This window comes from Actinocorallia sp. B10E7, from assembly GCF_039871655.1.
GTDB lineage: Bacteria > Actinomycetota > Actinomycetes > Streptosporangiales > Streptosporangiaceae > Actinocorallia.
Genome location: NZ_JBDPLZ010000001.1, coordinates 912,126 through 924,710 on the forward strand (window position 1 = coordinate 912,126; position 12,585 = coordinate 924,710).

At 70.3% G+C, this 12,585-nt stretch carries 12 protein-coding genes and 1 tRNA gene; 3 read left to right on the top strand and 10 right to left on the bottom strand.

The annotated features are described in order from the left end of the window. Positions 1-64: 64 nt before the first annotated feature. The 7 genes from ABGB12_RS04400 to ABGB12_RS04430 form a co-directional block, all read right to left on the bottom strand. Positions 65-652: a 50S ribosomal protein L25/general stress protein Ctc gene (locus ABGB12_RS04400; protein ID WP_347674790.1), complete on the bottom strand. Its 588-nt coding sequence runs from the start codon at positions 650-652 to the stop codon at positions 65-67. Between the two features lie 223 nt (positions 653-875). Then, on the bottom strand, positions 876-1,853 hold the full coding sequence (locus tag ABGB12_RS04405) for a ribose-phosphate diphosphokinase (RefSeq protein WP_347674791.1): 978 nt from the start codon (positions 1,851-1,853) through the stop codon (positions 876-878). Beyond that, positions 1,850-3,349, bottom strand: coding sequence for a bifunctional UDP-N-acetylglucosamine diphosphorylase/glucosamine-1-phosphate N-acetyltransferase GlmU (gene glmU / locus ABGB12_RS04410; RefSeq protein ID WP_347674793.1), 1,500 nt, complete (start codon positions 3,347-3,349; stop codon positions 1,850-1,852). The genes ABGB12_RS04405 and glmU overlap by 4 nt, the downstream gene beginning before the upstream one ends. A gap of 58 nt (positions 3,350-3,407) precedes the next feature. Further along, positions 3,408-3,479, bottom strand: a tRNA-Gln gene (locus tag ABGB12_RS04415). 158 nt (positions 3,480-3,637) lie between these two features. Then, positions 3,638-4,270 carry a TetR/AcrR family transcriptional regulator gene (locus tag ABGB12_RS04420; RefSeq protein WP_347674795.1) on the bottom strand — a complete coding sequence of 211 codons (633 nt, stop codon included), beginning with the start codon at positions 4,268-4,270 and terminating at the stop codon, positions 3,638-3,640. A 23-nt stretch (positions 4,271-4,293) separates the two neighbouring features. After that, positions 4,294-5,046 (bottom strand): TetR/AcrR family transcriptional regulator, encoded by a 753-nt coding sequence (locus ABGB12_RS04425; protein ID WP_347674797.1) that lies wholly within the window; start codon positions 5,044-5,046, stop codon positions 4,294-4,296. A 10-nt stretch (positions 5,047-5,056) separates the two neighbouring features. Continuing rightward, the gene (locus ABGB12_RS04430) at positions 5,057-5,956 is read right to left on the bottom strand and encodes an acyl-CoA desaturase (RefSeq protein WP_347674799.1); all 900 of its coding nucleotides are present in this window, start codon (positions 5,954-5,956) and stop codon (positions 5,057-5,059) included. A 451-nt stretch (positions 5,957-6,407) separates the two neighbouring features. Between ABGB12_RS04430 and ABGB12_RS04435 the strand changes: the two genes are divergently transcribed. After that, on the top strand, positions 6,408-6,899 hold the full coding sequence (locus tag ABGB12_RS04435) for a MarR family transcriptional regulator (protein ID WP_347674800.1): 492 nt from the start codon (positions 6,408-6,410) through the stop codon (positions 6,897-6,899). A gap of 22 nt (positions 6,900-6,921) precedes the next feature. Here ABGB12_RS04435 and ABGB12_RS04440 read toward each other — a convergent pair whose 3' ends face one another. The 3 genes from ABGB12_RS04440 to rsmA all read right to left on the bottom strand — a co-directional run bounded on the left by ABGB12_RS04440 (position 6,922) and on the right by rsmA (position 10,548). Further along, entirely contained in the window at positions 6,922-8,694 is a 1,773-nt protein-coding gene (locus tag ABGB12_RS04440) for an ABC-F family ATP-binding cassette domain-containing protein (protein WP_347674802.1), read from the bottom strand. Between the two features lie 73 nt (positions 8,695-8,767). Further along, positions 8,768-9,667 carry a 4-(cytidine 5'-diphospho)-2-C-methyl-D-erythritol kinase gene (locus ABGB12_RS04445; protein WP_347674804.1) on the bottom strand — a complete coding sequence of 300 codons (900 nt, stop codon included), beginning with the start codon at positions 9,665-9,667 and terminating at the stop codon, positions 8,768-8,770. Positions 9,668-9,675: 8 nt separating this feature from the next. Next, complete coding sequence (gene rsmA / locus ABGB12_RS04450) at positions 9,676-10,548, bottom strand: 16S rRNA (adenine(1518)-N(6)/adenine(1519)-N(6))-dimethyltransferase RsmA (protein WP_347674805.1); 873 nt, start codon at positions 10,546-10,548, stop codon at positions 9,676-9,678. Positions 10,549-10,841: 293 nt separating this feature from the next. Here rsmA and ABGB12_RS04455 point away from each other — a divergent pair, with 293 nt between their 5' ends. After that, entirely contained in the window at positions 10,842-11,327 is a 486-nt protein-coding gene (locus ABGB12_RS04455; protein WP_347674806.1) for a SigE family RNA polymerase sigma factor, read from the top strand. Continuing rightward, positions 11,324-12,574, top strand: a complete 1,251-nt coding sequence (locus ABGB12_RS04460) for a hypothetical protein (RefSeq protein ID WP_347674808.1) — start codon at positions 11,324-11,326, stop codon at positions 12,572-12,574. The genes ABGB12_RS04455 and ABGB12_RS04460 overlap by 4 nt, the downstream gene beginning before the upstream one ends. Positions 12,575-12,585: the final 11 nt, after the last annotated feature.

Sequence of the window (12,585 nt, forward strand, 5' to 3'; positions counted from 1 at the left end):
TGGCGAAGGCCCGGACGCACCACGGCGTCCGGGCCCAGCATGACGTGCTCTCACTCCGTGGAGGTCACTCCGCGGCGGAGGCCTCTCCGGCCTCGCCCTCGGCCTCCGCGGCCGCCGCGACACCGGTGATCTGCAGCACCAGCGCCTCGGGGTCGCCGGCGACGGTCGCGCCGCGCGGCAGGTCGAGGTCCTTGACCAGGACGGTGGAGCCCTCCTGCAGGGTGCCCAGGTCGATGACGACCTCGGAGGGGAGGTGGGTGGCCTCGGCCTCGAGCGACACGGTGGTCAGCTCCTGAGCCACCCGGCCGCCCGCCGGGACGTCGCCGGTGACGGTGATCGGGATGTCCACGACGACCTTCTCGCCGCGCTTGACCAGCAGCAGGTCGACGTGCTCAAGGAAGCCCTTCAGCGGGTCGCGCTGCACGTCCTTGGGCAGGGCCAGCTCGTCGCCGCCGGACAGGCCGGAGACGCGGAGCAGGACGTTCGGGGTCTTGAGGGCGAGCATGAGCTCGTGGCCCGGCAGGGTGATGTGCTGCGGGTCGGTGCCGTGCCCGTAGAGGACGGCCGGCACTTTCCCGGCCCGGCGGGTGCGCCGAGCGGCACCCTTACCGAACTCGGAGCGCGGCTCGGCGGCGATGCGTACCTCGGACACGGCGAATACTCCTCGTTGATGATGTCTGCTGAAAGACCTCGGCCCTTTCTAGGGCGTCGTTCGGGCGCATCTCCGGCACAGGCGGCCTGATCCGCTCAGGCTGCCGCGCAGCAGGAGGCGCACACGGTTCATAAAGTCTAGCCGATATCCGGAGCTGAAATGCGCTCGGGCACGGCTTCCGGGCCCGGGGGGCGGAATCGCCCGGGCCCGGAAGACGGGGGACTCAGCCCTCGTCGTCGAACAGCGAGGTGACCGAGCCGCCGTGGAAGACCTCGTTGATGGCGCTGGCCAGCAGCGGAGCGATCGACAGGACGGTCAGCTTGTCGAACTGCTTCTCCGGCGGGATCGGCAGGGTGTTGCAGAGCACGACCTCGGAGATGCGGGAGTTCTTCAGCCGGTCGACGGCCGGGCCCGACAGCACGCCGTGGGTGGCGGTGACGACGACCCGGGCCGCGCCCTGCTCGAACAGGGCCTCGGCGGCCTTCACGATGGTGCCGCCGGTGTCGATCATGTCGTCCACGATCACGCAGGTGCGGCCCTCGACCTGGCCGACGACCTCGAAGACCTTGACCTCGTTGGCCACCATCGGGTCACGGCGCTTGTGGATGATCGCCAGCGGGCAGCCCAGCCGGTCGGTCCAGCGCTCGGCGACGCGCACCCGGCCGGCGTCGGGGGCCACGACGGTCACCTGGGAGGTGTCCAGGGTGTTGGCGACGTGGTCGGCCAGCAACTCCAGGGCGAAGAGGTGGTCCACCGGGCCGTCGAAGAAGCCCTGGATCTGCGCGGTGTGCAGGTCGACGGTGATCATCCGGTCTGCGCCCGCGGTCTTGAACAGGTCGGCCATCAGCCGGGCGGAGATCGGCTCGCGGCCGCGGTGCTTCTTGTCTTGGCGGGCGTAGCCGAAGAAGGGGGCGACCACGGTGATGCGCGAGGCGCTGGCGCGCTTGAGCGCGTCCACCATGATCAGCTGTTCCATGATCCACTGGTTGATGGGCGCGGTGTGGCTCTGGATGACGAAGGCGTCACTGCCCCGCACCGACTCCAGAAAACGGACGAAGGTCTCACCGTTCGCGAAGTCGTAGGCGGCGGTCGGCACCAGTTCGGTACCGAGGTTCTCGGCGACCTCTTTGGCCAGTTCCGGATAGGCCCGGCCGGAGAAGAGCATCAGCTTCTTCTCCACCTGGGTTTTGATCTCGGTCACTTGTCCCCCTCCTGGGTGTTGTTTTCACGCGCCCGTTTCGCCGCTTCCGCGGCGGCAGTACCGGCGCGCTTGCGCTCGACCCAGCCCTCAACGTTGCGCTGCTGCCCGCGGGCCACGGCCATGGCCCCGGGCGGCACATCCTTGATGATCACGGAGCCGGCCGCCGTGTAGGCGCCGTCCCCGACGGTGACCGGAGCGACGAGCATGTTGTCGCTGCCGACCCTGACGTGGTCGCCCACCGTCGTGCGGTGCTTGGTCACCCCGTCGTAGTTCACGAACACGCAGCCCGCGCCGATGTTCGCGCCCTCCCCGATGGTGGCGTCCCCGACATACGTCAGGTGCGGGACCTTGCTGCCCTCGCCCACCTCGGAATTCTTGATCTCCACATACGTCCCGGCCTTGGCCTTGCGGCCCAGCCTGGCACCCGGCCGCAGGTAGGCGTACGGTCCGACGCTCGCCTGGGGGCCGACCTCTGCCTGCTCGACCACGGCGTCGCGGATGACCGCGTCCTCGCCCACGGTGGAGTTCCGCAGCGTCACGTTGGGGCCGATCTCGGCTCCCGCGCCGATCACGGTGGCGCCGTGCACCTGGACGTTGGGGTGGAGCACGACGTCCTGCTCCACGCTGACCTGGACGTCCACCCAGGTGGTCCGCGGATCGACGACCGTGACGCCCTCGCGCATCAGGCGCTCCAGGATCCGGTCGTTGAGCTGGCGGCGGGCCGCGGCCAGCTGCACGCGGTCGTTCACGCCCTGGGTCTCCACCCAGTCGGCGACCTTGTGCGCGCCGACGCGGTGACCGTCCGAACGGGCGATGCCCAGGACGTCGGTGAGATATTCCTCACCGCCGGCGTTGTCGGTGGTCAGCCGCTTGAGCGCGTCGCCCAGCAGGGCCCCGTCGAAGGCGTACATGCCGACGTTCATCTCGGCGATGCGCCGCTGCTCCTCGGTGGCGTCCTTGTGCTCGACGATGCCGGCGACCGAGCCGTCGGCGTCGCGCAGGACGCGCCCGTAGCCCGTCGGGTCGGGGACGTCCGTGCTCAGCACCGTGACGGCGTTGCCCTCGGACTCGTGGGCGGCGACCAGCGCGCGGAGGGTCTCGCCCGTGAGCAGGGGGTGGTCGCCGTTGGTCACCACGACGGTGCCCTTCAGCGGGCCCGCCTGCTCGTAGACCATCCGGACGGCGTGTCCGGTGCCTCCCTGCTCCTCCTGCACGACCGGCACCGCTTCGGGTGCGACCTGCCGGAGATGTTCGATGACCTGTTCACGCCGGTGCCCGACCACCACGAGGACGCGCTCGGGATCGAGCGCCCCGGCGGCGGCCAGCACGTGGCCGAGCATCGAGCGCCCGGCCAGCGGGTGGAGGACTTTGGAGGTACGGGACTTCATCCGGGTGCCCTCGCCGGCGGCGAGGACGATGACTGCGGCCGGGCTCACAGAGTGGCTCCTGGGCGTCAAGGACGGGAAATTTTCGTCAGGGCGTAACTCACCCGACATGTAGAGAGAATACCGCCCGGGCTGATGATCGCCCGCACCGGACCTGCACAGACCTGAGCTCCGGCGCCAGGACTCGAACCTGAACAAAGGGCACCAAAAACCCTTGTGCTGCCGATTACACCACGCCGGATCGTTTCACCGGGGCCACGATACCGCGCCGACCGGCGACCGGCGCGCCCTTATTCCCGTGATCTCCGCCCGCCCCTCCGGCGGAACGCGGGGATCGTCCCACGTGATTCATCTCATGCTCCGGCGGCCGCCGCGGAGGACGGCGGGGGCTCCGGCCGCTCAGCGCTTCCGCCTGGAGGAGGGACGCAGCCTGGGACCGGCCTCCAGATGCGACAGGCCGTTCCACGCCAGGTTCACCAGGTGGGCGGCCACCTCCTCCCTGCGGGGCTTGCGCACCTCCAGCCACCACTGGCCGGTCATCGCGACCATGCCGACCAGCATCTGGGCGTACATGGGGGCGAGCTTGCCGTCGTAGCCGTGCCGGTCGAACTCCTCGACCAGGATGTACTCGACGTGGGTGGCGATGTCGCTGATCAGGCTGGCGAAGGTGCCGGTCCCGGACGCGGCGTGGGAGTCGCGGACCAGGATGCGGAAGCCGTCCGTGCTCTCCTCGATGTACTCCAGCAGGGCCAGGGCCGCGCCCTCCAGCTTGCCCCGGTAGTGCCGCCCCTCGGCCATGCCCTGGGTGACCAGGTCCACCAGCCGGGTCATCTCCCGGTCGACCACGACGGCGTACAGGCCCTCCTTGCCGCCGAAGTGCTCGTAGACCACCGGCTTGGACACCCCGGCCTTCGCCGCGATCTCCTCCACGGCCGTGCCGTCGAAGCCCCGCTCCGCGAAAAGGGCGCGGCCGATCTCGATGAGCTGCTCCCGCCGCTCCTTGCCCGTCATCCGCCTGCGACGCTCTGCCATCCGACCATGATGCACCAGAGACGTCAGGCCTCCAGTGGGGCGATCTCCTCCGCCGGCAGGAGGCTCTGCCTGCGCAGGGCGCGCTCCCTGGCCTTCTCCGCCTTGGCCTGGGCCTTCTCCTGGCGGCGTTCCCGGCGCTCGCGCTCCCTGGCCCTGCGGCGCGGATCGAGCGTGGGCCTCTCCTCCAGCCGGGACAGGCCGTTCCAGGCGAGGTTGACCACATGGGCGGCGACGTCCTCTCGCCTGGGCCTGCGGCCGTCCAGCCACCACTGGCCGGTCATGGCGATCATGCCGACCAGCATCTGGGCGTACATCGCCGCGAAGTCCTCGTCGTAGCCCTGGTGGTCGAGCTCCTTGCCGAGCAGGTGCTCGACCCGGGCGGCGATCTCCGACAGGAGGCTGGCGAAGCTCCCCTGGCCCGTCCCCGCGTGGGAGTCGCGGACCAGGATGCGGAAGCCGTCCGTGCTCTCCTCGATGTACTCCAGCAGGGCCAGCGCGCCGAGCTCGAGCTTGCGCCGGTAGTCGGCCTCGGTGGTCAGCGCGGCGGTGACCGCCTCCAGGATCCGGTCCATCTCCCGGTCGACGACGACGGCGTACAGGCCCTCCTTGCCGCCGAAGTGCTCGTAGACCACCGGCTTGGAGACCTTGGCCTTGGCCGCGATCTCCTCCACGGAGGTGCCGTCGAGCCCGCGTTCGGCGAAGAGGGCGCGGCCGATGCCCAGCAGCTGCTCACGCCGTTCGCCGCCGGACATCCGCCGTCTTCGCGCGTCGCTCATGGACTAGACCTTAAGCGCGTTTGGACTCCAGTCGCTCCGCGGAGGGCCAGCGCACGTCCCACGCCCAGCCCAGCTTCTCGAAGATCCAGATGATGCGGGCGCTGATGTCGATCTGCCCCTTGAGCACGCCGTGGCGGGCGGCGGTGGGGTCGGCGTGGTGCAGGTTGTGCCAGGCCTCGCCGAGGGACGGGATGGCCAGCCACCAGACGTTGCGGGACTGGTCCCGCGAGGCGAAGGGCATGTCGCCGAAGGTGTGGCAGATCGAGTTGACCGACCAGGTGACGTGCTGGACCAGGGTGACGCGGACGAAGCCGGCCCAGAACAGCGCGGTGAAGAAGCCGGCCCAGGACCAGGTGACCAGCCCGCCGATGATCGCGGGAAGCAGGAAGGTGCCGGCGACGATCAGCCCGAAGGAGCTGTGGACGCGCGCGATGTCCTTGTCGGCCTTCAGGTCCTTGCAGTACTTGTCGACGTTCGTGGCCTTGGAGGCGTACAGCCAGCCGTAGTGCGCCCAGACCAGGCCCTTGAACAGCGACTTGGCGTCGTCGCCGTACTTCCACGGCGAGTGCGGGTCGCCCTCCTTGTCGGAGAACTTGTGGTGGCGCCGGTGGTCGGCGACCCAGTTCAGGACCGGGCCCTCCATCGCGAGGCTGCCGGCTACCGCCAGGAAGATCCGCAGCGGGCGCTTGGCCTTGAAGGAGCCGTGGGTGAAGTAGCGGTGGTAGCCGATGGTGATGCCCCCGGCCGAGAGCACGTAGAACACCGCGAAGATGACGACGTCCGTCCAGCCCAGCATCCGTCCCCATGCCATCGGCACCACCGCGAACAGGGTGAGGAAGGGCACTCCGGTGAAGATTGCCACCAGGATCTTGTGCTTGACGCCGTTGCGGCTGTCGGAGAAATCGCTCATAGGCTGCCGCGGCGGCGTGGCGATGGAGGAAGCGGTCACGAGCACCGGTCTCTCGGTCGGAGTCACTTACTTACGCCACCGTAACCTACGGATTCGTAACCTTGGAAGGGCCGATGGGCAAAATCCTGCTTTCCCGCACATGAGAAGACCGGCGGGCCGTCGGAGATTTTCCGCACGACCGCCGGTCGGAGTCGGCTCGTGGATAGGGAGCCGGAGGTGGCGGCAGGTGAGCCGCCGGGGGTAGATGCCGCCCGCTACGGGAGTCGGCAGCACCGCAGGGGAACGTATAGCCGCTTTCCTCCCACTGCGGGCGGCACCTCGTTCAACTGTCTCTTGACATCGAGATACATGATGGCAACAAAAGTCTCTCGACGTCAAGATGAGATGGCGCGGTTCACTCCGACTTTCCCACGGGCATGTGTCTTGATGTCGAGACAGGTAGGGTGCACCCATGAAGGACGAGGTCGACCGGCTGGTCGAGGCCTGGCGTGTGGAGCGCCCGGACCTCGACGTCACGCCGCTGCAGGTGCTGAGCAGGGTCTCCCGGCTCGCACGCCACCTGGACCGGGCCAGGCGTGCGGTCTTCGTGGCCCACGATCTGGAGTCCTGGGAGTTCGACGTCCTCACCGCGCTGCGCCGCGCCGGAACGCCCTACCAGCTCAACCCCGGGCAGCTGCTGAAGGCCACCCTGGTGACCTCCGGCACCATGACCAACCGCATCGACCGGCTGACCGCCGCCGGGCTGGTCGAACGGCACCCCGACCCGCAGGACAAGCGAGGCGTGCAGGTCAGGCTCACCGAGACCGGCAAGCAGCGCGTCGACGCCGCCTTCAGCGACCTGATCGAACGGGAGCGGGACCTGCTGGCCGCCCTCAGCGAGGTCGACCGCAGGCACCTGACCGACCTGCTGCGCACGCTGCTGATCCCGTTCGACCGGGACTGACCCGAGTGCCGCGCCGGGCGGCTCAGCCTTCGGCCAGCTCCAGCCAGGCCATCTCGACCTCGTCCTTCTCGGCCAGCACCGCCTTCAGCTCGCCGTCCAGCCGCATCAGGCGGGCGTGGTCCGTGGCGGCCCCGGCCATCTCCCCGTGCAGCTGCTCCTCACGCTGGGACAGCTTGTCGAGCCTGCGCTCCAGCCTGTCCAGCTCCTTCTGGGTCTTCCAGTCGAGCTTGGCCTGCTGAACGGGCTTCGCCCCGTTCGGGGAGGACGCCTGGTCCGCGGGCGCGGGGGCGCTCCGGACCGCCGAGACGGTGCCGGCCTCCACCCGCTGGAGGTACTCCTCGACGCCGCCGGTGAGTATCCGGATGGTGCCGTCCCCCAGCAGGGCGTAGACGACGTCGGTGACCCGCTCCAGGAAGTACCGGTCGTGGCTGACCACCACCAGGGTGCCCGGCCAGCCGTCGAGGATGTCCTCCAGCTCGGTGAGGGTCTCGATGTCCAGGTCGTTGGTCGGCTCGTCCAGCAGCATGACGTTCGGCTCGCCCATGAGCAGCCGCAGGATCTGCAGGCGCCGCCGCTCGCCGCCGGAGAGGTCGCCGACCGGCTTCCACTGGGCGTCGGCGCGGAAGCCGAGCCGCTCCAGCAGCTGCCCGGCCGTCCACTCGCGCTTGCCCACGGTGATCCGGCGGGCGATCTCCTCCACCGACTCCAGAACCCGGCGCTGCGGGTCCAGCTCGGCCAGCTCCTGCGACAGGTGGGCCAGGGCGACGGTCTTGCCGCGCACGATCCGGCCGCTCTCCGGCTGGACGGTGCCCGCCAGCAGCCGCAGCATCGTCGTCTTGCCGCTGCCGTTGATCCCGACCAGGCCGATCCTGTCGCCGGGGCCCAGCCGCCACGTCACATGCTGGAAGACCGGCTCGCCGCCCAGGTGCAGGGTGACGTCCTCGACGTCGTAGACGGTCTTGCCCAGGCGGGCCGTGGCGAACTTCGTCAGCTCCACCTTGTCGCGCAGCGGCGGCACGTCGGCGATCAGCGCCTGAGCGGCGTCCACCCGGAACTTCGGCTTGGACGTGCGGGCCTGCGGGCCGCGCCGCAGCCAGGCCAGCTCCTTGCGCATGAGGTTCTGGCGCTTGGCCTCGGCGGAGTCGGCGATCCGCGTCCGCTCGGCCTTGGCCAGCACGTAGGCCGAGTAGCCGCCCTCGTACCGCTCGACCCGGCCGTCCACTACCTCCCAGGTGCGGTCGGTGACCTCGTCCAGGAACCAGCGGTCGTGGGTGACCACCACGAGGGCCTCCTTGCGGGCCTTCAGATGGCGGGCCAGCCAGGTGATCGCCTCGATGTCGAGGTGGTTGGTGGGCTCGTCCAGCATGATCACGTCGGACTCGGGCGCCAGCAGCGCGGCGAGCGCCACCCTGCGGCGCTCGCCACCGGACATGCCGGTCAGCGGGGCGTCGAGGTCCAGGCCGGTCAGCAGCCCGGCGAGGACGTCGCGGATCCGGGTGTCGCCGGCCCACTCGTGCTCGGCCCGGTCGCCCAGCACCACGGAGCGGACGGTGGCGTCCGGGCCGAACTCGTCGCGCTGGAGGAGGTAGGCCGGGCGCAGCCCGCCGGTGTGGGTGACCCGCCCGGAGTCGGCCTCGATCCGGCGGGCCATGATCGCCATCAGAGTGGACTTGCCGCCCCCGTTGCGGCCGACGATGCCGATGCGCATCCCCGACTCGATGCCCAGGGAGACCCCGTCGAGCAGCGGTGTGGGCCCGTAGGCCTTGCAGACGTTCTCAAGATTGATCAGATTCACAGCACCACCAGGCTAATGCCGTCGCGCGACAGCATGGACCGGCCCGCGGCCGCGGGTGGTCTCGGAGACGGATTCAGGACAGGACGTGGGCTCCCGGGACCGGTCCGGTGGCGGTGACCAGCGCGCGGGCCACGCCCGCCTCCCCCAGGGCGGCGGCGAGCTCGGCGGCATGCTCGGCGTCGGCGGCCAGGAACGCGCAGGTCGGCCCGGAACCGGAGACCAGCCCGCCCAGCGCGCCGAACTCACGTCCCGCGGCGAGGGTACGGCCCAGGGACGGCCGGAGGCTGAGGGCGGCGGGCTGCAGGTCGTTGCTCAGGGCCGCGCCCAGGGCCTTGGCGTCCCCCGCGGCCAGGGCGGCCAGCAGCTCGGGCGACTCGTGCGGCCAGCCGGCCTCCTGACCGTAGGCCGCGCGCAGCCGGTCGCACTCGGCGAAGACGGCCGGGGTGGACAGGCCACCGTCGGCCAGCGCGAAGACCCAGTGGAACTCGCCCCCGCAGGGCAGCCCGGTCAGCCGCTCTCCGCGACCCAGCCCGAGGGCGGTGCCGCCGAACAGCGCGAACGGGACGTCACTGCCGACGTCGGCGGCCAGATCCAGGAGGGTCTGCTGGGAGACGTCGGCCTCCCACAGGCGGGCGCAGGCCAGCAGTGCGGCGGCGGCGTCCGCGCTGCCCCCGGCCATGCCGCCCGCGACGGGGATCGTCTTGTCGATGTGGATGGAGACCTCGGGTTCGCGGCCCAGGTGTGCGGCGAGCCTCTTGGCCGCCCTCGCCGCGAGGTTGTCCGGACCGGCGGGCACCCCCTCGATCGAGGCTCCCGCGACGGTCACCGCCAGGGGCCCGGGCGTCACGGTGACCTCGTCGAACAGCGAGACCGCGTGGAAGACGTTCACCAGGTCGTGGTAGCCGTCGTCGCGCAGCGGCCCCACCCCGAGCTGGAGATTGACTTTGGCGGGGACCTTGACGGTCACGGACATGCTGGACCTCAGCTCAGACGATGTTCGGCAATGCTGGCAAATGCGTTGACGTCGAGCATCTCACCACGCGCAGTGGGATCGACGTCGGCGGCCCGCAGGATCCGCTCGGCGAGCGCGGCCGACCCCGCCCATCCGGCGAGCGCGGCCCGCAACGTCTTGCGCCGCTGGGCGAACGCCGCGTCGACCACGGCGAAGACCTCTTCCCGGGACGCGCTGGTCGACGGCGGCTCCCTGCGGGTGAAGGCCACCAGTGCCGAGTCGACGTTGGGCGCCGGCCAGAACACCGCACGTCCGACGTTCCCGGCCCGTTTGGCCTCGGCGTACCAGGCCATCTTCACCGACGGCACCCCGTAGATCTTGCTGCCGGGGCGCGCCGACAGCCGCTCCCCCACCTCGGCCTGCACCATCACCAGGCCCTTGCGCAGCGACGGCAGCAGTTCCAGCAGGTGCAGCACCACCGGGACCGCGACGTTGTAGGGCAGGTTCGCGACCAGCGCCGTCGGCGCCGGACCCGGGACCTCCCCGATCCGCATGGCGTCGCCGTGGACCACCTCCAGCCGCGAGGCCAGCCTCGGCGCACGGGCCTCGACCGTCGCGGGCAGCGCCTGCGCCAGCACCGGATCCAGCTCGACCGCCACCACCCGGGCCGCCTCCGGCAGCAGCGCCAGGGTCAGCGACCCCAGCCCCGGCCCGACCTCGATCACCACGTCCTCGGGCGTCAGCCCCGCCGTCCGGACGATCCGCCGCACCGTGTTGGCGTCCACCACGAAGTTCTGGCCGAGCTGCTTGGTGGGCCGGACCCCCAGAGCAGCCGCGATCTCCCGGATGTCGGCGGCGCCCAGCAGCGCCGTCTCCCGCTCAGCGGTCTCGTCGTCCCCCACGCCTCGATTCTCCCAGAGGGATCAGGTGCTTCTCCCCTGCAACAGTTGAGCCCCCCGCGGCGTCCCGGTCATGAAGGAGGACACCCGTGGATCGTTCAGCACGCGTCAGCATGCATCCAGCCACCGGCAGCACGCCGTCAGGCGGGCGTCGTCCGGTGGACCGTTCAGCACGCTCCAGCGTGCGTCCAGCCACCGGCAGCACACCGTCAGACGGGCGTCATCCGGTGGATCGTTCAGCACGCACCAGCGTGCGTTCAGCCACCGATAGCACGCCGCTAGGCGGGCGTCATCCGGTGGATGACACCTATGAGGAATTCGTGGCCTCCCGCGCGCAGTCCCTGCTGCGCTACGGGTACGTGCTCAGCGGCAACCCGCACGACGCCGCCGATCTCGTCCAGGACGCCCTGCTCAAGCTCCGGGGAGCCTGGCCCCGAGTGATCAACAAGCGCGACCCCGAGGGCTATGTGCGGACCACCATGGCCCGCCAGCACATCTCGCTCTGGAGGCGCACCCGCCGGGAGACCCTCACGGACCTGGTCCCCGAGGGCTCCTACACCGATCCGGCGCCGTCCGACGACGTGCTCTGGCGAGCGCTGGAGACGCTACCGCGACGGCAGCGCGCGGTCCTGGTGCTGCGCTACTACGAGGTTCTCAGCGACGAGGAGATCGCCGCCCAGCTCGGCATCTCGCGGGGGACGGTCCGCAGCCAGGCCTCCCGCGCCCTGGAGAAACTGCGCCGGACCTGGAGCCCGGCCGTCATGGAAGGGAGCATTCGATGACCGGACAGTCCGTGGAGAACCTGGAAGAAACCCTGAACCTGACCCTCGAACGGCATGCGGAAAGGGCCCCGGCACCGGCCCCCGACCTGATCGAGCGGGTGGAGACCCGGTACCGGAAGCGGCGCCGGGCCCGGATGACCGGAGCGGCCGCCGCGATGGTGCTCGTCCTGGGCGGAACCGTGTTCGGCGGATGGTCGTCCGCCGGCCCCGACAGGACGGTGGGACCTGCGGACACGGCCGCTTCACCGCTGCCTCCTCCCGAAGAGGCGGCCAAGGACCCGTTCGAGATCACTCCGATCGAGAAGCTGTGGCCCAAGGCCGTACACCGGATCCCGGCCCGGCTGCCGGACGGCACCGAAATCGCGCCGAGGTTGATGATCGACGAACGGACGGTCCTGGTGAACTCCTGGGCCGGCTTCGAGACGGTCTCGGCGTTGTACACCTACGATCTGAGAACGAAGAAGGCCGCCAAGATCATCGACGTTGTGACCCCTGCGGGGAGCAAGTACACCGCCGGCGGGTTCGCCGTCGGTGAGGGGCGGGTCGTCTGGAGCACCGTCTCCGCCGACCGGACCAGCACGATCTGGTCCGCCCCCGTCGGTGGAGGCGCCGCGGTCAAGGCGGTCGAGCGGTTCTCCGGTGAGATCGGGGCCCGCGACACCCTCACCGTCTCCGGCGGGAGGATCTACTGGTCGGAGTTCTCGGCCGGGGTCTACACCGCACCGCTCGCCGGGGGCACCGCCGAACTGGTCCCGGGGACCGAGAAGGAACGGCTGGTGCGGTGGCCCTGGGCAGGCTCCCCGGTCCCTGACCGCTCGCAGGACCAGAACCGGGTGCAGATCACCGGCCGAGAACTGCGGAACCTGGAGACCGGGGAGAAGAGAACCGTGGCCTTCGCCGCCGGAGGCACGAGCTGGAACTGCAAGATCACCTGGTGTCTCGACCGGAAGTCGAACTCGATCACGACCAGGAACGGGACCGGCACGGTCCGGCTCCACGGTCACCTCATGGACGATGAGGTGGCCCTTGACCGGTTCGCCGTGAGCATGGCCGACACGGAAGGCGGGGCCGAAATGCTGTTGCACGATCTCCGGACTCGGCGGACCGGATCGTTCGCGACGGTACCGGGGTACGACCACGGCTCTGGCCCCGTCTACTACGGCGCCGTAGAGGGGCCGGACACGCGGATGTACACCGCCCCGGTGGCGGGCGGCCACCTGATCGTGGACCTGAAGGCGATCGACTGAGCGACGCCCGG

What these genes read in the sequence shown, in the direction of transcription:
- glmU (WP_347674793.1), bottom strand. Translation starts at nt 3,349, where the DNA reads ATGTCGGGTGAGTTACGCCCTGACGAAAATTTCCCGTCCTTGACGCCC.
- ABGB12_RS04460 (WP_347674808.1), top strand. Translation starts at nt 11,324, where the DNA reads ATGACCGGACAGTCCGTGGAGAACCTGGAAGAAACCCTGAACCTGACC.
- ABGB12_RS04445 (WP_347674804.1), bottom strand. Translation starts at nt 9,667, where the DNA reads ATGTCCGTGACCGTCAAGGTCCCCGCCAAAGTCAATCTCCAGCTCGGG.
- ABGB12_RS04420 (WP_347674795.1), bottom strand. Translation starts at nt 4,270, where the DNA reads ATGGCAGAGCGTCGCAGGCGGATGACGGGCAAGGAGCGGCGGGAGCAG.
- ABGB12_RS04430 (WP_347674799.1), bottom strand. Translation starts at nt 5,956, where the DNA reads ATGAGCGATTTCTCCGACAGCCGCAACGGCGTCAAGCACAAGATCCTG.
- ABGB12_RS04435 (WP_347674800.1), top strand. Translation starts at nt 6,408, where the DNA reads ATGAAGGACGAGGTCGACCGGCTGGTCGAGGCCTGGCGTGTGGAGCGC.
- ABGB12_RS04425 (WP_347674797.1), bottom strand. Translation starts at nt 5,046, where the DNA reads ATGAGCGACGCGCGAAGACGGCGGATGTCCGGCGGCGAACGGCGTGAG.